The organism is Kitasatospora sp. NPDC052868 (assembly GCF_044547105.1).
In the GTDB taxonomy this organism is placed as follows: domain Bacteria; phylum Actinomycetota; class Actinomycetes; order Streptomycetales; family Streptomycetaceae; genus Kitasatospora.
The window spans coordinates 188,443-208,285 of the sequence record NZ_JBITZW010000009.1 but is presented as its reverse complement, the minus strand read 5'-3'; the positions used below and the strand labels follow the sequence as shown (position 1 = coordinate 208,285).

Here is a 19,843-nt window from a genome sequence, read left to right as displayed (position 1 = left end):
ATACAGGTAGTCGGCGCAAGCAAGTATCTCGGAGTCCGGCCGAGGGCCGCCGAGCCCCCTCCCACCCCCCTGCGGCCGCCGGGAGGACACGCGCCCACCCGCCGGGCCCGGCCACCCGGGGAGCCGCCCACCACCGGGTTACGCTCGCAGCCCGCCCCGCTGCGCCTCATCCCGGCGCGCCCCGCCCCGCCGCCCGGCCCGAGCCCGGCGAGGCCACCGCCCCCACCACCCGGCGACCCGAAGAAGCCCACCCACCATGACAGGACACCGCCCCACCGACCCCCGCACGGCGGACGACCCCGGACCGGGACACCAGCCGGTCCCCGGCGAGGCCCGCTGGCCGATGGCCACCGCGGTCGGCACCGCGATGGTGCTGACCGTGCTGCTGCCCGACGACCTGCGACTGGCACCCCGCTGGGTGGTCCCCCTCGTCGAGGGACTGCTCCTGGTGGCGCTGATCGCCGGCGACCCGGGACGCATCGACCGCCGCTCGACCGCCCTGCGCGCCCTGTCGATCGCCCTGGTCGGCGTACTCGTCCTCAGCGCCGCCTGGTCGACCGCCCAACTGGTCGACGACCTCGTCCACGGCGGGAGTGAGACCGCCTCGGCCGCCGCACTGCTGCGCGCCGGCGGCGGCGTCTGGGGCAACACGGTGCTGGCCTTCTCCCTGCTCTACTTCGAACTCGACAGCGGGGGACCGGCCGTCCGCGCCCACCGGATGCCCGCCGCCCCCGCCCTCGCCTTCCCCCAGCAGCTCACCCCCGAGCTGAGCCCCCCGCACTGGCGGCCCCGGTACATCGACTACCTCTACCTCGGGCTCACCAACTCCACCGCCTTCAGCCCCACCGACGTCATGCCGCTGGCACCCTGGGCCAAGATCGCGATGGCCGCCCAGTCCATCATCTCCCTGCTCATCCTGGGCCTGGTCGTCGCCCGGGCCGTCAACGTGCTGGCCTGACCCGGCCCGGCGCCACCACCGCACCGCGCTGATCCGCCAAGATCGACCGGACAGGGCCTAGGCTCACCTCATGGTTCGCCCCGACGAGCGCGCCGAAGGCGCCGGACCGTTCACCACCCGCCTCACCTGGCGGCTGGCCGAGGGCGGCTCGGCCGTCTGGGAGTCCCGGCTGGCCCGCAAGCGCGGCGCGCTCAGGGTCCGCGCCGAGACGGGGGCGGAGGGCCCGCCGCGCAGCGCCGACGACCGGGCACTGCACCGCCTGCGCGTCCTCAACACCGTCGCCGCCGTCGCCTTCACGATCGGCGGCGCCCTGTTCGCCCTCGGCTCCGCCCTCGCCGAGGCCGGCTCGGCGGGCCCCACCGCGATCGCCTCGGTCTACTTCGCCGGCGGCCTGTTCTTCAACACCGGCGGCTACGCCTCGCTGCTCCAGGCGGTCAACGCCCCGCGCCGCTCCGGCACGGCGGACTCGCTGGTCACGGGCGGCTGGCGGTGGTGGAGCTACGAGCCCGGGCGGATCGACTGGCTGAGCACCTTCGTCCTGTTCGCCGGGACGCTCGTGTTCGGTGTCAACCTGTTCGACTCGTTCCTCCAGGGGCTCTCGGCCCAGCAGGTCGACCGGCTGATCTGGGCCCCCGACATGGTGGGCTGCGCGCTGTTCCTGGTCTCGGGGCACCTCGCGCTGGTCGAGGTCTGCCACGGCCGCCCGTGCTGGCGCTCGCGCAGCCTCGGCTGGTGGGTCGTCGCGGTCAACCAGTTCGGGTCCGTGCTGTTCCTGGTCTCCGCGCTGGCCGCCTTCACCCGCCCGAAGACCGGCGACCTGGTCAGCACCGGCATCGCCAACTGGGGGACCTTCGCCGGCGCGCTGTGCTTCTCGGTCGGCGGCGTCCTGCAGTACTTCGAGCGGCCGTAGGGCCCGCCCTCAGGCCCCCGCCTGCGGTGTGGCGGTCGACTGCGGGCCCGGGGGCAGTTGCCACACCCGTAGGGCGCCCTCGCTGCCGCCGCTGGTGACGAGGGTCCTCCCGTCGGGGCTGAGTGCCATCGAGCCGTTCTCGGCGTTGGCGGCGGGGGAGAGCGCGTGGGTGGCACCCCGGGTGGCGGTGTCCCACACCTGGACCTCGCCGTTGCCGAGGAGGCCGGCAACGGTGCCGCCGTCCCGGCTGAACGCCACCTCGAACACGTTGCCGCCGCCGTTCTCCAGGGTGCCGGCGGCGGTCCGGGTCGCGACGTCCCACAGCCGGACCGAGTTGTCCCAGCCGGCGCCGGCCAGGGTCTTCCCGTCGGGGCTGAACGCCACCGCGTTCACGATGTCGGTGCACCTCAGGGTGGCGGTGGCGGTCCGGGTGGGGATGTCCCACAGCCGGACCGTCGTGTCGCCGCTGCCGCTGGCCAGGGTCTTCCCGTCGGGGCTGAACGCCACCGAGCTCACGTAGTCGGTGTGGCCGGTGAAGACGGCGGTGACGGATCCGCTCGCGAGGTCCCAGAGCCGGACCGCCCGGTCGCCGCTGGCGACGCTCCTCCCGTCCGGGCTGAACGCCACCGCGGACACGGCCGATTCGTGCTGGCCGAGCAGCGTGCCGGTACCGGCCCCGGAGGCGAGGTCCCACAGCCGGACGGCGCTCTCGGAGGCGCAGCTGACCAGGCTCCTCCCGTCGGGGCTGAACGCCACCGAGGCCACCGAGCCGATGCTGCCGCTGAGGACGGTGGTGGTGGTCCGGGTGGTGAGGTCCCACACCCGGATGGCGCCGTCGTGGCAGCCGCCGGCGACGGTCCTGCCGTCGGGGCCGAACGCCAGCGCGTCCACCCGGGTGCCGGATCCCGGGTCGAGGACGAACCCCACCCGGGGGCCCTTGGCGGCGCCGCCGGATCCGCCGGAGCCACCGGTGGGCCGCAGCGCCAGGAAGGTCCCGCCCGAGGCCGCCAGCGCGGTGAGGCCGCCGAGGAGCAGGGCGCGCCGGCTCGGGCCGCGCCGGGCGGCCGACGGGTCGGCCGCCGGGTCGGTCGGTGCGGCGCCCGGCGCGAACGCGGTGGCGGCCGCGGTCGGCGCGCGGTCGATCGGCACCACGGCCGCCGCAGCCGGTGCGGGCGCCGGGGCGGTGCCCAGGTCGAGGGTGGGGGCGGCCGGGTGGGCGGCGGGCTGCCGGAGCCCGCGCAGCCGGCGCACCACGTCCGGGGTGTCCGGCCGCTCGGCCGGGTCCTTGGCCAGCAACGAGGCCACCAGCCGGTCGAGTTCGACCGGGACGTCGGCGCGCACCGAGCGCAGCGGTGCCGGCACCTCGTCCAGGTGGCGGCGCATCAGCGCCCAGGCCTGCTCGGTGGCGGGGAAGGGCGGGGCGCCGGTCAGCAGCGCGTACAGCACGCACCCCAGCGCGTACAGGTCGCACCGCCCGTCGACCTGCTCGCCGCGCCACTGCTCGGGCGCCATGTAGGGCGGGGTGCCGAACGGACGGCCGGTGATGGTCAGCCCGGTCGTGGCCTCCGCGGTGCGGGCGATCCCGAAGTCGCAGATCTTCAACCGGCCGTCGTCCAGCAGGAACAGGTTGCCCGGCTTCAGGTCGCGGTGGACCACCTGGCGGGCGTGCGCGGCGGCCAGCGCCTCGGCGGCCTGGAGCGCGAGGGGGACCGCCTCGGCGACGGGCAGGCCGCCCGGCGCCCCGGCCAGGACCGCCGCGAGGTCCCGCCCCTCCAGCAGCTCCATGACGATGAACAGCCGGTCCTCGTGGCGTCCGAAGTCGTGCACCACCGTGATCCCCGGATGCTGGAGCCCCGCACCGATCGAGGCCTCCCGCCGGAACCGCTGGAGCAGTTCGTCCCCCGCGTCGAACTCCAGCAGCACCTTCACCGCGACGCCGCGCTCCAGCCCGACGTCGTGGCCCTTCCACACCTCGCCCATGCCGCCCCGGCCGAGCCGTGCGTCGAGCCGGTACCTCCCGAGGATCTGGTCCCCCGCCTGCACGATTCCCCCTGCGCCCGATCAACCCCGGTCATGACAAGGGCCATTGTGCAGGACGTATGCGCACCCGCCGGGCCGCGGTCGGATCACGCCAGGGCCCGGACCGGCCCCGGACGGCGGCTTGTCCCGCTTTCGGCGGGGGCGGGGCCTCTGCGGGTGGATCAATAGATCAGCCATCGACATACTCTCATCATTGACCTATGCTCGCGGTCGTGGCCGCCCGTCAACTGCGGCAGCCGGACCGGTCCGTGCCCGCCGCGCCCGGCCGGCCTCCCGCGGCCCGGCGCGGGCGCGTCCCCGCAGGCCCCCCGGCCGCGGGCCGCCGCGGCGGGCGGGCGCCATGTCGAAAGAGACGGCGAGGTGCGCCTCGCCCCCGACCGCACGGAGTACCCCTTGACTGCCAGGCACCTCCAGACCGTTGTCGCACTGTCCGCCGCCGCGCTGCTGCTGGCGCTCACCGCCGCCGTCGCCCTGTTCGCCCTCCGGCTCGGCCAGGCCGTGGAGTGCTCCCGCTCCCTGGCCTGCCCGAGCCGCACGGCCGACAGCGCGGTCACGGGAGTCGCCCGGGCGGCCGCGGACCTCGGCGCACGGACCGAGGCCGGCCGGCTCGACCGCTAGGGGCCCCGACCTCGAACTCCCGCCTGTGGCAAGGGCGGACGCCGGGCATCCCAGAAAGCTGGGATACCGAATCCTGGCAGGACGCGGACAAACTAGCGAGTGATCGCCCGCCGCGAGTGGCTGCCCCAAGCGGCGGGCGGTCCTCCCCTTGTGCCGACACCTCCTGGAGCAGTCTTGCGTTCATCCCTCAGGCGCCTCGTCCTCGCGATCGCGCTCGCCCTGACCGGTCTGGCCCTGGTGCCGGGCGCCGCGTCCGCCGACACCCCGGAGACGATCCTGTTCAACCAGTACTCCGACCGCTGCCCGGACGGGAGGTCGGGGCTCCAGGAGATGCGCGTCTGCGCCCCGTCCGACACCCCGGGCAAGTGGGTGATCAGGAACGTCCCGGGCTACCCCGAGCGGTACACGATCACCACCCGCACTGCCGACGGGGACATCTGCCTGACGTCCGACGACCTGCCGAAGACCAGCTCGTGTCTGGCGGGTCTGACCACCCAGCAGTGGGAGGTCACCCCCTTCCAGGCGGAGGCGCCGTTGTACGGCCTGGTCGGGCTGCGGCTGAAGAACGTGTCGAGCTCGAACTGCCTGGACAACTCGCGGAGGACCTTCGGCGGTTGGAAGCTGGTCATGCGCGGCTGCGACAACGGCCCGTACCAGCAGTGGAACGTCTACCCGGACACCTACCAGGCCCTGTTCGGCGCGCCGGGCCGGCACAACGGCATGACCTGGGCCACCCTGGAGCAGCGCGCCGACAACGTGGTGCACGTCGGCTACGACAACGCCACCAACAGCAACCCGTACAGCGGTGACACCCCGTCGAGCGCCGTGCTGCCGCTGCTGTGCCTCAGGCAGGACGGCCGCCCCGCCCCCGCCGGCGTCCCCACCAGCGGCTTCCACAGCTGGGCCGGCGGCGAGGTGAAGGCCACCGCGCCGCTGCCCGGATCCCAGCTCACCAGCCGCGCGGTTGCCGACCAGAAGTGCGCCGACTCCTTCGGCGCCGGCTTCCGGATGGCCGAGTTCCACGACGGCTCCGGCTGGGGCCTGTGGGCCAACGGCACGCTGCCCGCCAACACCCGCTTCTGGACCGCCATCAGCGACCAGCCCGCCAACCCCTGGAGCTGACCCCCTTGCGGGACCCGGGGCGGGCGCCGCGACCGGCGCCCGCCCTCACCCGTGCCCGCCCCGCCCGCCCCGCCGCCTGGCCGAACAGACCCTCCTCGCGCGCCTTCCAGGCCAGGGCCACCGCGAACCGGACCGTGCCCAGCAGCCCGGCCAGCGCGGCGGCGATCCACAGCGGGATCGCGAGGACGCTCGGCCTGCCCGTGATCATCCGCCCGCTCTCGAGCCACACCCTGGTCTCGTGCCCGTCCGGATACACCTTCTCGACCGGCCGCTCCTCGCTGAACTCGCGGCCGTCGGCGCTCCAGTGGTAGACGCAGCCGTAGGTGGCGTGGCCGCCGCCCTCGGCGTTCACCGTGCGCCCCGTCGTGCGGCAGTTCGTCACGGTGGCCGTCACACCGGGCGGTTCGTGCTGCCGGTCCCGGATGGCGTGGTCGGCCTGGGCCGTCGCGAACACCGTGCCCAGGGCGAGGACCAGGAGCACCCCGAGTGCCAGGCAGGAGACGGCGTAGCCGGCGCCGGAGACCTCCCGGCGCAGCGGGAGCGAGGCGCCGACGGCCGCCAGCAGCGCGATCCCGCAGACCTCCGGCCACCAGCCCCGGTCACCCGGCGCGTCCTGCGAACCCGCCCACACCACCGGCGCGGCCGCGACCGCCAGGACCGCCACCGCCACCACCACGCCCGCGGCACAGCGCCGCTGGAACGCCGTCCACCGCACGGAAGGCCCGAACGCCACCTCGCCCCCCTCTCCCCGTACACCCGTACACCCGTACGTCCGCACATCCGACCCGTCCGATTCTCCGGTGGGCCGCCCCCGGGGCACACTCCTGCGCCGACTCTCCAGCGAACCGGTGACAGGGCCGCGACATCGTCACAGCCGGGGGCGCCGCCCCGCCCGGGGCCCGGCGGTCACAGCCAGCCGCGCTCCTTGGCGCGCAGGGCGGCCTGGAAGCGGGTCGCGGCGTTCAGGCGGGTCAGCAGATCGGCCACATGGGAGCGGTACTTGCGCACCGAGATGTTCAGCTCGCGGGCCGCCGTCTCGTCCTTGCCGTGCTCGCTGAGCGTGCGCAGCACCTCGGCCTCGACGGCGCTGAGGTCGAGCCGGTCGATGTCCGTGGCACGCGCCCACTGCCGCTCGAACAGGTCGACCAGCGCGGCCACGATCCCGGGCTGGGCGATCTGCAGGGTGTCGGAATCCGGCCGGTCCGGATCGATCCGCACGAAGGCCACCCGCCGGTCGACGATGAGCAGTTGGCCGAACGGCTCGGCCGTCACCCGGTGCACGTCGCCCAGGGCGTGCCAGTACCGGGCGTAGGCCATCTGCTCGGGCCGGTCGAGGGCCGCGGTGCTGATGAGGGTCCGGTTGGCCAGCCCGTCCGCGAGCTGGCGCCGGAAGCGGTCGGCCTCCACGCCCTGGCACGGGGTCCTGCCGCGCGGCAGGCGCTTGGCGTTCATCATCTCGAAGCGGCCGGGCATCGTACGGATCCGGTGGGTGACCTCGGCGGGGTCCAGGATGCGTTCGACGAGTTCGACGGGCCGGCCCTGGCGCGACTCCTCCGCCAGCTCCCGCACCACGTCGAAGGCCGCGTCCAACCGGGCCAGTTCACGGGAGGTGTGCTCCACCCGGCGGCGCACCAGCAGGTCCACCGCGGCCGCGGGCGCCAGCGCGGTCATCCGCGCGTCGACCACCCCCAGGGCCTGCAGCTCGGCGAGGACCGCACGCAGGCCCGGCAGGCCCAGCTCCGCCCCGGCGGTGTCGGGATCGGTGTGCCGGGTACGCAGCAGGTAGCGGTAGACGCGCTCCTGGTCGTACGTCAGCCCCAGGCTCTGAAGACTCATCGCCGCCCCCCTCACCACCGTGCAGTTTCCTGCAAGGAGTGTTGCACCATCTCCCGGTTCCGCCTGCACACGGGCGCTCGGCATGCTGGCAACGACGCGCCGGGCGGAGGGACCGCCCGCGGCGCCGACCGACGCGGACCCGCGCCGGCACAGGTCGCCGCCGACCGACGCGGACCGCACCAGCACAGGGGGAACCATCGCCATGGGCCACATCCGCAGCTTCGTCCCGTGGATCGCCGTCGCCCTGCTCACCGGCACCGTCGACATCCGCTGGGCCGCGCTCACCGGCCTCCTGCTGGCCGTCGCCCTCGTCGCGACCCAGCGCCGCGCGGGCCGCGCCTGGGACGCCCAGGTGATCGAGGCCAGCGCCGTCCTGTTCCTCGCCGGCTACACCGCCGCCGCGTTCGCCGCCCCCCACTCCAGCACCGTCGCCCACTACGGCCCGCCGCTCTCCTCGCTCTGGCTGGCGGCCACCGCCTGGGGCTCCCTCGCACTCGGCCGCCCCTTCACCCTCGGCATCGCCCGCACCCAGGCGCCCGAACACCTCTGGAACAGCCCGCTGTTCCTGCGGATCAACCGCGTCATCACCACCGTGTGGGCCACCGCGTTCACCCTCTCCGGCATCGGCGGCGCACTGCTGCGCCACTACGAGCCGGACGCGGGCGACGCCCGGACCCTGCTCACCGTCGCCGCGTTCGCCCTCCCCGTCCTCTTCACGGTCCGCTACCCCCCGATCGCCCGCGCCCGCCACGCCGCCTCGGCCGGGGCGTAGCCCGCACAGCCCGCCCGGCCCCCGCCCCCGGCTTCGGGGGCGGGGGTTTCGTAGAGTGGCGCCATGATGCGCCCCAACCCTGTGACCGCCGACGGTGAGCGGATGCTGCGGCGGCTGATCGGCGAGGCCGGACTCGCGCCGTGGCAGGCGGAGTTGACGGGGGTGGCCGAGCACGGGATCGCGCTGGGGCCGCGGCCGGCCGGCTTCGAGGGGCCGGAGCCGTTCTCCCGGTGCGGCGGCGTGCCGGACGTCCCGCCCGGCTTCGCGTGGCCGAGCACGGGCGCCGACCCGGACGCGCCGGCGGACTGCTTCGTCGCCCAGATCGACCTGGCGGAGGTCCGCGGCGAGGACGCCAACGGGCTGCTGCCGCCGCGCGGACTGCTCTACTTCTTCTTCCTCGGCGACGAGGGCTTCGGCGGCCGCGACCCGGTGCACGTCCTCTACTTCCCGGACCACTCGGCCGCCGACACCGCGCCCCACCCGGTGGCCTCGGACCCGCTGTTCGCCGACCCCGACGCCGGCTGGGGCGCCCCGCCATGGGAGTTCACCGGCCCGCCGGCCCCGCTGTACGCCGCCGGCAAGGCCATGGTGGCGCAGGTCGGGCGGTTCCACGACGATCCGCTCGTCGAGCTCCCGCAGGAGGCCGCGGACCGGCTGGCCGCGCTGGACCGGGCCGCGTTGGACACCGCCCCGCAGCACCGCGCGTACATGGTGCTGCTGGGCCCCGACCGGGAGACGGACCAGTACGTGGTGGCGCCGGGCGGCCGCGGCCCGGAGCGGATCCTGCTCGACGCGGGCCGCCCGGACTTCACCGGCTGCCCGCTCTACTACGTGATCCGCGACGAGGACCTGGCCGCCGCCGACTTCAGCAGGGTCGAGGCCGTCACCGTCCAGCGCTGACCCGCCGGATTCCGTCCCGCCGGATTCCCGAACCGGCCACGGACCGGCCGCAGGTGAGACATGATCTGTGCGTGCAGAGTGAGAACCCGCGACCGTCACCTCCGTCGGCGTCGACCGTTTTCTGGGCCGGCCGCTGCGACCGGCACGCCCGCGCCGTCGAGTACGAACTGACCTGGTGGGGGCATGAGTTCCCCGACGGCCCGCCGGACGCCGAGGACGCGTTGATCCTCCTGCGGCGCACCATCGGGGAGACCCGCTCCAGCGGCCTCGGCGAGCGCACCGCGGACCTCCTCGAAGAGGCCACCGCCCCGCTCGACGCCGCGAGACGCCACACCGCCCGCGCGATCGCCCCGAGCCTGCTGCCGCTGATCGCCCACCACCTGCGCACCGCCGCCGCCGCCCTCGCCGCCACCCGCACCCACCTCGCCGCGAACGCCCCGGCCGGCCCGTACCCGCCCCCGCCGGCCGCAGCCCCCCACCCCGGCGGCTGACCCCGGTCCCGGGCGGTCGGGTCGAGTGGCTACGATCTGCTCATGGTCGATCACGAGACGGCGTTTCAGTCCCTGGACGGTACCGCGCTGTTCGGTACGGTCTGCTCGGCGGAGGCGCCGGTCGGGACGGCGGTGCTGGTCCACGGGTCGGGGGTGACCCGGGAGGAGGGCGGCTTCTTCACGCGCCTGGCCGCCGCGCTGGCAGCCTCCGGGGTGACCAGTCTGCGATTCGACCTGCGGGCGCACGGGGCCAGTGGCGGGCGCGAGTCGGAGCTGACGATCGCGTCGGTGACCAACGACATCCGCGCGGCCGGCGACCACCTGCGCGCACATACCGGCAGGCCCGGTCCGGTGCACGTGATCGCCGCCTCGTTCTCGGGCGGCGCCGCCGCGCTGCACGCCGCCCACCGGCCGGGCGACGTCGACAGGCTGGTGCTGCTGAACCCTCGGCTGGACTACAAGGAGCGGTACGTCACCTCCCGGCCGGGCTGGTCGGACGACTACCTGTCCAAGGACATGGCGGTGCGGCTGAACGCGCAGGGCTTCACCGAGAAGTCGCCGTTCGAGCTGAACCGGTCCCTGCTGAACGAGGTCTTCCACCTGGACACTCCGGCGATCCTGGCCGGGGTGCGGGCGCCGGTGCTGATGGTGCACGGCACCGCGGACACCTTCGTGCCGGTCGAGTCGTCCCGCCGGCACCGGCCGATGTTCGGCGGTCCGGTGGAACTGCTGGAGCTCGCCGGCGCTCAGCACGGCTTCGCCGTCCACGACGACCCGCAGTACCTGCACCCGAAGTCGCAGGCGTGGCAGCGCGAGGTCATCGCGAAGGTGAGCGCCTTCCTCGGTTAGGCCACCACCGGTTCGCCGAGGCGCTGCCGGAACTCCCGCACGCCCGGACGCCCGGCGTACGGCACGAGATCGTCGGCGGTGCGACGAAGCTCGGCGAGCACCTGCCCGAAGCGGGCGCCCGCGGCGAGCGCCAGGGCCTCCAGCGCGGTCGAGGCGGCCTCGTCCGGCTCACCGGCCGCCACCAGGGCACCGGAGTACTGGGCGGTGAAGTACGCCCGGTCGCGGGGCGGTGGTGCTTCCACGAAGTTCCTTGTGTTCTAACGAAGTTGGCCACCCGGGTGAGGGGCGGGCGGTAGGAATGGGGGCGTTCGGCCCGCCCGGGCCGGGCGCGGGGGGACGCCGGGGGCGGGGATGGCCGCGCCCGGACACCGCGGGGGACGTCGCCCCTCGACTCCATCACCCGACTGTCACCTCTCCGATCAAGGGACACGATGCGTTCGTTCACCAAGACCCTGCCCGCACTCCTGGCCGGCGCGGCGCTGGCCGCCACCGCGGTGGCGGCCCCCGGCGGCGGTGCCGCGGCGGCCGCCGAAAGACCGCGGGGCCTGGAGGTCGCCGTCCCGGCCTACGTGCTGCCCGGCGACCCCATGCTGGCCGCCCTGCCGACCACCCGCCCCGCGCCCTCGATCGTCATCCTCAACCCCTACAACGGCTACGCCCCGTTCGACGCCGCCTGGCAGGCGCAGGCCGACGCCCTGCGCACCGGCACCACCGCGCACGGCGGCCGCACCCGGGTGCTGGGCTACGTCGACACCGCCCACGGCACGCTGCCGCAGGCCGTGGTCCGGGCCACCGTGGACAACTACCTGAAGACCGCCGACCACCGCCTGCACGTCGACGGCATCTTCTTCGACCAGTCCGAACGGGACTGCGGGGCGGCCAACGCCACCCGGGACTACTACGCGGCGCTGCGCGCCTACGTCCAGGAGACCGTCTACGCGATATCGCCGCAGGCTCAGGACCTGGTCGTGGACAACCCGGGCACCGCCGTCGCGGACTGCTACCTGGAGCCCGGCCACCGCACGGCCGACGTCTTCGTGACCTTCGAGGGCCCCTACGCCGACTACGCCGCGGGCTGGCTGGGCGGCAACGTCTTCAACCCCGCCGCCGGCTACTACTCCGGCGCCGCCCTGGACCCGAGCGGCACGGCGTTCTGGCACCTGGTGTACGACACCCCGGACGCGGCCGCCATGCGCACCGCCCTGGACACCGCCTTCACCCGCGGCGCCGGCTACGTCTACGCCACCGACGACGCCATGGACATCCCCTGGGACGCCGCCCCCGGCTGGGGCTTCGCCACCGAGGCCGCCTACGCGGCCACCAAGGGCTGACCGGGCCTGGCCAGACCTGACGAGACCTGACCAGGCCTGACGGGGCGCCGGGCCGGGCGGGCGGGAGGGTACGGGGCCCCGCCCGGCCGTCCCGGAGCCCGCCTCCGCGACGGTCAGCGCTGTGCGGCGGGCGGGGCGGCCGGCGCGATGCCGGGAGCGGTCCCGGTCGCGGTCCCGGTGGGGCCCGGGTCGGGCGCGGGCGCCGGGTCGGGGATGTCGGCCATCTTCAGGGGCTGCTTGGGCGCGCCGCGCAGGGCCCGGTTCATGGCGGCCTGCCAGATCGGGCCGGGGCCGTCGGCGCCGAACACCTCGGTGCGGTACTTCCCGTTGATGGTGATGTTGCGCATCTCGACGCCGCCGTTCGGGCCGCCGAGCCAGACGGCGGTGGCGAGCTGGGGGGTGTAGCCGTTGAACCAGGCGGCCTTCTTCTGGTCCGAGGTCCCGGTCTTGCCGGCGATCTGCCGGTTGCCCTCCAGGTTGAGCGCCATGCCGGTGCCGTCCGCGGTCACCCCGTTCAGGATGGTGTTGATCGCCTGCGCCGTCGTGTCGGAGAACACCTGGTCGCACCGGCCGGCCGGGGCGGGGACGTCCTTGCCGTCCACCGTGGTGATCCTGGTGATGGCGACCGGGTCGCAGTGCTTGCCCTCGGCGGCGAAGGTCGCGTACACGTCGGCCATGGTCAGCGGGCTCACCTCCTCGACGCCCAGGGCCATCGCCGGGACCTCCTCCAGGGGCTTGCCGCTGGCCCGGGCGGTGATGCCGAGCTTGTTGGCCATCTGCTTGACCGGGCAGAGCCCGATCTCCTGCTCCATCTGCACGAAGTAGGTGTTGACCGAGAGCGCCATCGCCTTCTTCAGCTGGTAGGGGCCCTTCTCGCTCGCGGATTCGTTCGGCACCACGGCCTTGGGCCGGGAGTCGTTCTTCCACGTCCCCGCGCAGGTCTTCATCGTCGGGTACTCGAGCCTGTTCGGGGAGGAGTACTCCTGGGTCGGCAACAGGCCCGCCTCCAGCGCCGCGGCCGCGACGACCGGCTTGAACGTCGACCCGGGCTGGAAGCCGTTGCCGCCGCCCATCGCCGCGTCGACGTTGAGGTTGACGACGGTCTGGTTCCTGTCCTTGTCCAGGCCGTACGGGCGGGTCTGGGCCATCGCCAGGATCTTGCCGCTGCCCGGCTCGACCATGCTCGCGGCGGCCGAGACGCTGTCGGTGACGCGCACGTTGTCGCTCACGGCGCTCTGGGCGGCGGCCTGCTTGTCCGGGTCGAGGGTGGTGTAGATGTTCAGGCCGCCCTGGTCCCAGAAGCTCTTGCGCTCGGCGGCGGTCTTGCCGAACACCGGGTCCTGCTTGACCACGTGGCGCACGTAGTCGCAGAAGAAGCCCATCCCGGCGCCGGCGGTGATGCAGCCGTTCTGCGGCTCCTTGAACCTCAGGCCCAGCGGGGCGGCCTTCGCCTCCCTCGCCTGCTCCGCGGTGATGTGCCGGTTCTCCAGCATCTTGTCGACCACCACGTCGCGGCGGTTCTGCGCGGCCTGCGGGTGCAGCCGCGGGTCGTAGGCCGACGGGTTCTGCACCAGCCCGGCCAGGGTCGCCGCCTCGGCGACCGTCAGGTCCCTGTTGCTCTTGCCGAAGTAGCGCTGCGAGGCGGCCTCCACGCCGTAGGCGCCGTTCCCGTAGTACGTGATGTTCAGGTAGTTGGTGAGGATCTGGTCCTTGGTCAGCTCCTCCTCCAGCTTGATCGCGACCTTCAGCTCCTGGATCTTGCGGCCCAGGGTCTTGCGCTGCGCCTCGTGGACGGCGGCCTGGTCGTCGCCGGCCTTCTCGACGTTGACGTTCTTCACGTACTGCTGGGTCAGCGTCGAGGCGCCCTGGGAGGCGGTGCCGCTCTCGGCGTTCTTGCTCAGCGCGCGGAGGACGCCCTTGAGGTCGACGGCGCCGTGCTCGTAGAAGCGCGCGTCCTCGATGTCCACCTGCGCCTGGCGCATCAGGGGGGACATCTGGTCGGCGGTGACCACCGTGCGGTCGCGCTCGTACACCTTGGCGATCAGTCCGCCCCTGGCGTCGAAGATCTGGGTGGCCTGGGTGAGCGGCGGGGTCTTGAAGTCGTCGGGGATGTCGTCGAAGCCCTCCGCCGTGTTCTTCGCGGTCAGCCCGAGCGCCCCGGCGGCGGGCAGGGCCATACCGGCGAGCAGCGCACCCGACACCACGCTCACCCCCAGGAACGTCGCACCGTAGCGGGCCAGCCGAAGCGGCGAATTGCGCGGCGGAGGAAGGGGAGCGCTATCGGATGAATTCCATATCGGGGGGAGGTTCGATGCCATGCCGGAACACTAGCCGCCCACCTCCCGCGATCGAACCACCGTGCTCCGCAAGGGTGTCACAAACCTGTGACAAAAGCAGCGGGATTTCCGGGACATCCATTCGCATGCGTACCGAATCATCGCGGGGAAGGAATTCGACGGCCGCCCGCAAGGAATTCGACAGCCACTCGCAAGGAATTCGGTACGCTCCTCCCGCCCCACCGCCCCGACACCATGGAGACGTGCCGGGCGGGGCGAAACGTTGCACACGAACCCGGACCCCGGCGGACCGCTGCCCCGACGGCCGCACCGGATCTGCCCTTTCGGCACACACTTCGCACAGGTCCCTTCCCCCACGGGCACCACTTCTGACAGCATCGTCCGCTATCCCGTGACGGAACGTCGGTGACCGCCGTCCCACCCGACGGAGGACCATGTGACCGCCCCCGCCCGCCGCCGCACCCGCCCGACCCGCCCCGCCGGCACGGCCCCCGCCGCGACCACCGGCGACCACCGCCCCGCTCCCTGGGTGCGCACCAGGCTGCGCACGGCACCCTCGGCCGCGCTGCTCACCGCCGCCCTCGCCTTCGTCCTGGTGTTCCTCGCCGCCGCCTTCCCACTGGCCCTGGACCGCGGCGCCGACGCCGCGCTCCGCGACTTCCTCCACGACCGCGGCCCGCTGGAGACCAGCCTGCTCAGCACCGCCGCCCCCCTCGACGGCGGCGCCGAAACCGTCGCCGACCTGGAGAAGGTGGCCGGCCAACTCCTCGCCCGCACCGGCGAGGGCTTCTCCGTGGTCCCCTCCGGACCGGTGTTCGGCGCCCGGGGCGTCCAACTGCGCGCCCTCACCACCCCCGGCCTGGACCGCCCGGACGGCAAGAGCGCACCCACCCTGCAACTGCTCTACCTGCACGGCCTCACCGACCACACCACCCTGGCCGCCGGCAGCTGGCCGAGCGGTACCACCGCCCCCGGCGACCCGATCCCCATCGCCGTCAGCCTCGCCGCGGCCGAGGCCATGGGCATCCGCCTCGACGCCGTCCTCGACGACGACTCCGCCCCGCCGAAGAAGGTCCGGGTGACGGGCTTCTACACCGTCACCGACCAGGCCGACCCGTACTGGTCCGACCTGCCCTGCACCGGCCGGGCCTGCCTGGTGCGTTCCCCCAGCGAGCCGAACGCCCGGCACTGGCACACCGCCGGGGTCGTCGGCGGCGACAACCTGCCCGCCCTCGCCACCTGGGGCCGCCAGGTGCGCGACTTCTGGCGGCTGCCCGTCGACACCGGCGCCCTGCGCACCGACCGGCTGCCCGCGGCCCAACGGGACCTCGCCTCCTACCTCACCGGCCCCACCGCAACCCGGCTGATGGCCGCCATCGACCGCCCCAGCCTGTCGACCACCTCCCGGCTGCCCGGCCACCTGCGCCAGGCCGCCCAGCGCCAGGCCGCCGTCGCCCCACTGGCCCTGATCGGACCGGCGGCCGTCGCCGGGATCGCCGGCGTCGTCCTCGCCCTGGCCACCGCCCTCACCATCGAACGACGCGGCGCCGAACTGCGCCTGCTGCGCGCCCGCGGCGGCTCCGGCCCCGGCCTCCTGCTGCGCCTGCTCGGCGAAGGCGCGGCGGGCGTGCTCCCCGCCGCCGCGGCCGCCACCGCGCTGGCGCTGTGGCTGCTGCCCACCCCCCGCTGGAGCGCCGCCGCCACCGCCGCCCTGCTCACCACCCTCCTCGCGCTGCTCACCGCCCCCGTCCGGGCCGCACTGCCGCCGGCCCGACAGCACCGCGGCAAAGCCGCCCGGCGCGGCCGCCTGACCGCCGAACTCGCCGTCCTCGCCCTCACCGCCGCCGCCGTGGCCGGCGTCCGGCGCCGCGGCGCCGCACCCCCCGGCGACAACCCCGACCTGCTGCTCGTCGCCGCACCCCTGCTGATCGCCCTCACCGCGGCACTGCTGCTCGCACGAACCCTGCCCCTCCTCGCCGGCGCACTGGCCCGCACGGCCGTCCGCACCCCCGGAGTGGTGGGCTTCCTCGGCCTGGCCCGCGCCGCCCGCGGCAGCGACGGCCGCCCCCGCCCCTCCGCACTGCCCCTGCTCGCCCTGGTCCTCGCCGTCACCACCGCCGGCTTCGGCACGAGCGTGCTGGGCGGCGTCGACCTCGCCCGCCAGCGGGCCGCCCGGCTCACCGTCGGCGCGGACGCCTCCGTCGCCGCGCCCACCGGCCTCACCCTGCCCCCCGGCTTCGGCCCGGCCGCCGCCGCCCTGCCCGGAGTCACCGCCGCCACCGCCGCCCGGCTGGAGAGCGAGGCGTTCCTGCTCGAAGGCTTCCCGGGCGTCGGCACCGGAGTCGACCCGCACGCCACCCAGGTCACCCTGGTCGTCGCCGAACCGCAGGCGTACGCACGGATCGCCCGGACCGTCGGCGCGGGCGCCTTCGACCCGGCCGCGCTCGCCACCCCGCCCACCGCAACGCCCACCGTCCCCGCCCTGTTCAGCAGCGACCTCGCACGCCACCTCGGCCCCGGCGGCCACCGGCTCCGGCTGCCCAGCGGCGGCGAGGTCCTCGCCACCAGCGCCGGCGCCCTCGACGCCACCCCCGCCCTGCCCGGCGCCACCCGCCCCTTCGTCGTCCTGCCCACCCCCGCCGCCACCGCCGCGCTGCCCGAACTCGACCGGGCCACCCACTGGTTCGCCGTCGGCCACATCGACGAGCCGGCCCTCGCCGGACTCGTCCGCCAACTGCCGCCCTCGATCCTCTCCGACCCCGGCGCCCCGTCCGCCGGCCCGACCGCCTCCGTCGCCGTGGTCGGCAACGACCCCGAAGCCCTGCGCAGCGGCTACGTCACCCGCACCAGCGCCTCCGTCGCCGCCGACCTCGCCAAGGACCCGCTCCAGGACGCCGCAGGCCGCCTCTTCCGGCACGCCGTCACCGCCGCCGCGGCGCTCACCCTGCTCGCCGTCCTGCTCACCCTGCTGCGCGCCGCCCCCGACCGGGCCGCCGTCCTCGCCCGACTGCGCACCATGGGCCTGCGGCCCCGCCAGGGACTGGCGCTCATCCTCGCCGAGACACTGCCGCAGACCCTCACGGCCGCGGTCGGCGGCACCCTCGCCGCACTGGCCGCCGTCACCCTGCTCGGACCGGCCGTCGACCTGTCCACCCTGGTCGGAGCCCCCGTCCCGACCAGCCTGCGCCCCGCCCCCGCCCCGCTCCTGCTGCCGGCGGCCGTCCTCGCCGCGCTGACCACCCTCACCGTCCTCGTCGAGGCCCTCACCGGCGGCCGCCGCCAGCTCGCCACCCACCTACGGGTCGGCGACCGCCCCTGACCCCGCGCACCCGCCCCGGAACCGGGTGAAGGATCGACCGCGCGGCGGGTGCCCGTCGGCGCGGGAACACCCCGCACGGCGCTCCACCCGCTATCCAGGGTTCATGTCGCCTTCGCACCCCAGCAGCCCCCGGCCCCGCACCAGGCCCCCGACCCCGGGCGGCCCGACCCCCTGCGGCGGCACGGCATGCCGGTGAGGCCGCCCCGACCCCGCCGGCCCGGCCCCGCGACCCCCGCCGGCGCGGGCCCGGCACTGCGCCGCCTGTCCGACTACGCCTGGCGGCTGCTCGTCGTCGCGGTGGCCGCCTACCTGGTGCTGACGGTGCTCGGGCGGTTCCACCTGATCACGCTGTCCGCCTTCCTCGCCCTGGTGATCACCTCGGTGATCCGGCCCGTGGTCGACCTGGCCGCCCGCGCCGTCCCGCGCCCGCTCGCGGTGCTGATCGGCCTGGCCGTGGCGATCCTGGTACCGGCCGGGCTGCTCACCCTGATCGGCGAGAGCGTCGCGGACGACGTGGACCGCCTGACCAAGGAGTTCCAGGGCGGCCTGGACCGGCTGGAACGGGTCCTGCAGAGGCCGCCCCTGCGCCTGGACCCCTCCGTCTTCGACGACCTCCAGCACAAGATCTCCGACTTCGCCGCCAAGCACCGCTCCACCCTGATCAGCACGGCCGTCAGCGGCGCCCACCGGGTGTTCGAGGTGGCCACGGGCGCCGCGCTCGCCCTCTTCATGTCGGTGTTCTTCCTGCACTCCGGGGAGCGGATGTGGCGGTGGACCGCCGCCCAGCTGCCGCCCGCCGCCGCCGACCACCTCGACCGGGGCGGCCGGGCGGCCTGGCGGACCTTCGCCGGCTACACCCGGGGCATCTTCATCGTCGCCGCCAGCAACGCGATCATGGTCGGCATCGCCCTGTTCCTCCTCGGCGTGCCGCTCGCCCTGCCGCTGACCGTGCTGGAGTTCCTCGCCTCCTTCGTCCCCCTGGTCGGCTCACCGGTCGCGATGCTGGTCGCCTCCCTCGTGGCCCTGGCCGCCCGCGGCCCGGTGACCGCCATCGTGGTGCTGCTGCTGATCGTGGTGATCGGCCAGATCGAGGGCCACCTGCTCCACCCCCTGGTGATGAGCCGGGCCGTCAGCCTGCACCCCGTGGTGGTCGCGGTCGCCGTCCTCGCCGGCAGCATCGCGGCCGGGGTGATCGGCGCCGTGGTCGCCGTCCCCGCCGCCTCGGTCGCCTGGTCGGTCTACGCCGAACTGCGCCCGGCACGCCCGGCGCCGCCGCCACCGCGCCCGGCCCGGGCCGGCGGCTCCGCTCACTCGTAGCGGATCCGGGGGTCGAGCACGGCGTACAGCACGTCCACGACCAGGTTGGTGACCAGGTAGACCAGCACCAGCAGCGTCACCACGCCGATGATGGTCGTGCCCTGCTTCTGGTACACGGCGCGGGCCAGCAGACCGCCGATGCCATGCACGTTGAAGATGCTCTCGGTGATGACCGCGCCGCCCATCAGGCCGCCGAGGTCGGTACCGAGGAAGGTGACGATCGGGATCAGCGCGTTGCGCAGGGCGTGGCGGGCGATCACCCGACGGCGCTTCAGGCCCTTGGCGACCGCGGTGCGGACGTAGTCCGCACGCAGGGTCTCCATCAGGCTGGTCCGGGTCAGCCGCGCCGCGTAGGCCAGCGAGGCGGACGCCAGCACGAACGCGGGCAGCAGGTACGCCCGCAGCCCGTCCTCCTCGTTGAACGAGACCGGGAAGAAGTCGAAGCCGTAGTCCGTCTTCAGCTTCACGCCCAGCAGCAACTGGAGGACGAAGCCGGTGACGAAGACCGGGATCGAGATCACCATCAGGGTGCTGACCAGCAGCAGCTGGTCCAGGAACCCGCCCCTGCGCAGGGCCGCCATGACACCCGCCAGCACACCGGCCACCGTCTCGATGGCGAAGGCCACCAGGGAGAGGTTCACGGTGTAGGGGAAGGCCTCGCCGATCATGTCGCCGACCGGGCGGCCGGTCAGGCTCTCACCCAGGTCGCCCTGGAGGACACCCGAGACGTAGTACCAGTACTGCAGGAGGAACGGGTCGTTCAGGTGGTACTTCTGGCGGATCATCTCCGCCACGAGCGGATTGGCGCGCCTGTCGCCGGCCAGCGCCTGCACCGGGTCCCCGGGCAGCGCGAAGACCACGGCGTAGATCAGGAACGTCGCACCGACCAGCACCGGGAGCGCCTGCAGCAGCCGACGGATGACATAGCGGCCCATCAGGTCTCCAGACGATCGCGCAGGGGGAGGGGAGCGCGAACGGCACTCCCCCCGCACGGGATAACGGCGCGGGCGACGGGACGGGTTCATCCGTACAGGACCGGTCCCTGCACCAGGAGGCCGACCGGCGCGCGCTCCCCGCTGCCGG

At 74.5% G+C, this 19,843-nt stretch carries 17 protein-coding genes; 11 read left to right on the top strand and 6 right to left on the bottom strand.

What is annotated here, in order from left to right; translation table 11 throughout:
- Nucleotides 1–256: 256 nt before the first annotated feature.
- Together ACIGZJ_RS17965 and ACIGZJ_RS17960 are read left to right on the top strand one after the other, a co-directional pair.
- Nucleotides 257–958 (top strand): hypothetical protein, encoded by a 702-nt coding sequence (locus ACIGZJ_RS17965; protein ID WP_396458099.1) that lies wholly within the window; start codon nucleotides 257–259, stop codon nucleotides 956–958.
- Between the two features lie 70 nt (nucleotides 959–1,028).
- Nucleotides 1,029–1,868: a hypothetical protein gene (locus ACIGZJ_RS17960; RefSeq protein ID WP_396458098.1), complete on the top strand. Its 840-nt coding sequence runs from the start codon at nucleotides 1,029–1,031 to the stop codon at nucleotides 1,866–1,868.
- A gap of 9 nt (nucleotides 1,869–1,877) precedes the next feature.
- On the opposite strand, the gene ACIGZJ_RS17955 is transcribed toward ACIGZJ_RS17960, so the two are convergent.
- A complete protein-coding gene (locus ACIGZJ_RS17955) occupies nucleotides 1,878–3,911 on the bottom strand; it encodes a WD40 repeat domain-containing serine/threonine protein kinase (protein ID WP_396458097.1) in 2,034 nt (677 codons plus the stop codon).
- Between the two features lie 390 nt (nucleotides 3,912–4,301).
- On the opposite strand from ACIGZJ_RS17955, the gene ACIGZJ_RS17950 reads away from it, so the two are divergent.
- Nucleotides 4,302–4,526 (top strand): hypothetical protein, encoded by a 225-nt coding sequence (locus ACIGZJ_RS17950; protein ID WP_396458096.1) that lies wholly within the window; start codon nucleotides 4,302–4,304, stop codon nucleotides 4,524–4,526.
- 174 nt (nucleotides 4,527–4,700) lie between these two features.
- Nucleotides 4,701–5,648: a hypothetical protein gene (locus tag ACIGZJ_RS17945; protein WP_396458095.1), complete on the top strand. Its 948-nt coding sequence runs from the start codon at nucleotides 4,701–4,703 to the stop codon at nucleotides 5,646–5,648.
- Here the strand turns inward: ACIGZJ_RS17945 and ACIGZJ_RS17940 are convergent.
- Together ACIGZJ_RS17940 and ACIGZJ_RS17935 are read right to left on the bottom strand one after the other, a co-directional pair.
- On the bottom strand, nucleotides 5,617–6,381 hold the full coding sequence (locus ACIGZJ_RS17940; RefSeq protein WP_396458094.1) for a hypothetical protein: 765 nt from the start codon (nucleotides 6,379–6,381) through the stop codon (nucleotides 5,617–5,619). The two genes, ACIGZJ_RS17945 and ACIGZJ_RS17940, sit on opposite strands and share 32 nt — an antisense overlap.
- A gap of 173 nt (nucleotides 6,382–6,554) precedes the next feature.
- Entirely contained in the window at nucleotides 6,555–7,484 is a 930-nt protein-coding gene (locus tag ACIGZJ_RS17935) for a hypothetical protein (protein ID WP_396458093.1), read from the bottom strand.
- A gap of 202 nt (nucleotides 7,485–7,686) precedes the next feature.
- Here ACIGZJ_RS17935 and ACIGZJ_RS17930 point away from each other — a divergent pair, with 202 nt between their 5' ends.
- The 4 genes from ACIGZJ_RS17930 to ACIGZJ_RS17915 all read left to right on the top strand — a co-directional run bounded on the left by ACIGZJ_RS17930 (nucleotide 7,687) and on the right by ACIGZJ_RS17915 (nucleotide 10,496).
- Nucleotides 7,687–8,256, top strand: coding sequence for a hypothetical protein (locus ACIGZJ_RS17930; RefSeq protein ID WP_396458092.1), 570 nt, complete (start codon nucleotides 7,687–7,689; stop codon nucleotides 8,254–8,256).
- Between the two features lie 63 nt (nucleotides 8,257–8,319).
- Nucleotides 8,320–9,156 carry a DUF1963 domain-containing protein gene (locus ACIGZJ_RS17925; RefSeq protein ID WP_396458091.1) on the top strand — a complete coding sequence of 279 codons (837 nt, stop codon included), beginning with the start codon at nucleotides 8,320–8,322 and terminating at the stop codon, nucleotides 9,154–9,156.
- Nucleotides 9,157–9,227: 71 nt separating this feature from the next.
- Nucleotides 9,228–9,647 (top strand): hypothetical protein, encoded by a 420-nt coding sequence (locus ACIGZJ_RS17920; protein WP_396458090.1) that lies wholly within the window; start codon nucleotides 9,228–9,230, stop codon nucleotides 9,645–9,647.
- A 42-nt stretch (nucleotides 9,648–9,689) separates the two neighbouring features.
- Entirely contained in the window at nucleotides 9,690–10,496 is an 807-nt protein-coding gene (locus tag ACIGZJ_RS17915; RefSeq protein ID WP_396458089.1) for an alpha/beta hydrolase, read from the top strand.
- Here the strand turns inward: ACIGZJ_RS17915 and ACIGZJ_RS17910 are convergent.
- Nucleotides 10,493–10,738 (bottom strand): hypothetical protein, encoded by a 246-nt coding sequence (locus ACIGZJ_RS17910; protein WP_396458088.1) that lies wholly within the window; start codon nucleotides 10,736–10,738, stop codon nucleotides 10,493–10,495. The two genes, ACIGZJ_RS17915 and ACIGZJ_RS17910, sit on opposite strands and share 4 nt — an antisense overlap.
- A gap of 189 nt (nucleotides 10,739–10,927) precedes the next feature.
- Between ACIGZJ_RS17910 and ACIGZJ_RS17905 the strand changes: the two genes are divergently transcribed.
- The gene (locus ACIGZJ_RS17905) at nucleotides 10,928–11,827 is read left to right on the top strand and encodes a spherulation-specific family 4 protein (protein WP_396458087.1); all 900 of its coding nucleotides are present in this window, start codon (nucleotides 10,928–10,930) and stop codon (nucleotides 11,825–11,827) included.
- Nucleotides 11,828–11,940: 113 nt separating this feature from the next.
- Here ACIGZJ_RS17905 and ACIGZJ_RS17900 read toward each other — a convergent pair whose 3' ends face one another.
- A complete protein-coding gene (locus tag ACIGZJ_RS17900) occupies nucleotides 11,941–14,037 on the bottom strand; it encodes a transglycosylase domain-containing protein (RefSeq protein ID WP_396458086.1) in 2,097 nt (698 codons plus the stop codon).
- Nucleotides 14,038–14,560: 523 nt separating this feature from the next.
- Here ACIGZJ_RS17900 and ACIGZJ_RS17895 point away from each other — a divergent pair.
- Nucleotides 14,561–17,443 (top strand): hypothetical protein, encoded by a 2,883-nt coding sequence (locus ACIGZJ_RS17895; RefSeq protein ID WP_396458085.1) that lies wholly within the window; start codon nucleotides 14,561–14,563, stop codon nucleotides 17,441–17,443.
- A 186-nt stretch (nucleotides 17,444–17,629) separates the two neighbouring features.
- A complete protein-coding gene (locus ACIGZJ_RS17890) occupies nucleotides 17,630–18,760 on the top strand; it encodes an AI-2E family transporter (RefSeq protein ID WP_396458084.1) in 1,131 nt (376 codons plus the stop codon).
- Here the strand turns inward: ACIGZJ_RS17890 and ACIGZJ_RS17885 are convergent.
- Nucleotides 18,751–19,695 (bottom strand): ABC transporter permease, encoded by a 945-nt coding sequence (locus ACIGZJ_RS17885; RefSeq protein ID WP_396458083.1) that lies wholly within the window; start codon nucleotides 19,693–19,695, stop codon nucleotides 18,751–18,753. The two genes, ACIGZJ_RS17890 and ACIGZJ_RS17885, sit on opposite strands and share 10 nt — an antisense overlap.
- Nucleotides 19,696–19,843 lie beyond the last annotated feature (148 nt).

Bases quoted from the DNA above. Each gene is read 5' to 3' on its own strand.
- ACIGZJ_RS17965 (WP_396458099.1), top strand. From the start codon at position 257: ATGACAGGACACCGCCCCACCGACCCCCGCACGGCGGACGACCCCGGA.
- ACIGZJ_RS17960 (WP_396458098.1), top strand. From the start codon at position 1,029: ATGGTTCGCCCCGACGAGCGCGCCGAAGGCGCCGGACCGTTCACCACC.
- ACIGZJ_RS17935 (WP_396458093.1), bottom strand. From the start codon at position 7,484: ATGAGTCTTCAGAGCCTGGGGCTGACGTACGACCAGGAGCGCGTCTAC.
- ACIGZJ_RS17930 (WP_396458092.1), top strand. From the start codon at position 7,687: ATGGGCCACATCCGCAGCTTCGTCCCGTGGATCGCCGTCGCCCTGCTC.
- ACIGZJ_RS17925 (WP_396458091.1), top strand. From the start codon at position 8,320: ATGATGCGCCCCAACCCTGTGACCGCCGACGGTGAGCGGATGCTGCGG.
- ACIGZJ_RS17915 (WP_396458089.1), top strand. From the start codon at position 9,690: ATGGTCGATCACGAGACGGCGTTTCAGTCCCTGGACGGTACCGCGCTG.
- ACIGZJ_RS17905 (WP_396458087.1), top strand. From the start codon at position 10,928: ATGCGTTCGTTCACCAAGACCCTGCCCGCACTCCTGGCCGGCGCGGCG.
- ACIGZJ_RS17890 (WP_396458084.1), top strand. From the start codon at position 17,630: ATGCCGGTGAGGCCGCCCCGACCCCGCCGGCCCGGCCCCGCGACCCCC.
- ACIGZJ_RS17885 (WP_396458083.1), bottom strand. From the start codon at position 19,695: ATGGGCCGCTATGTCATCCGTCGGCTGCTGCAGGCGCTCCCGGTGCTG.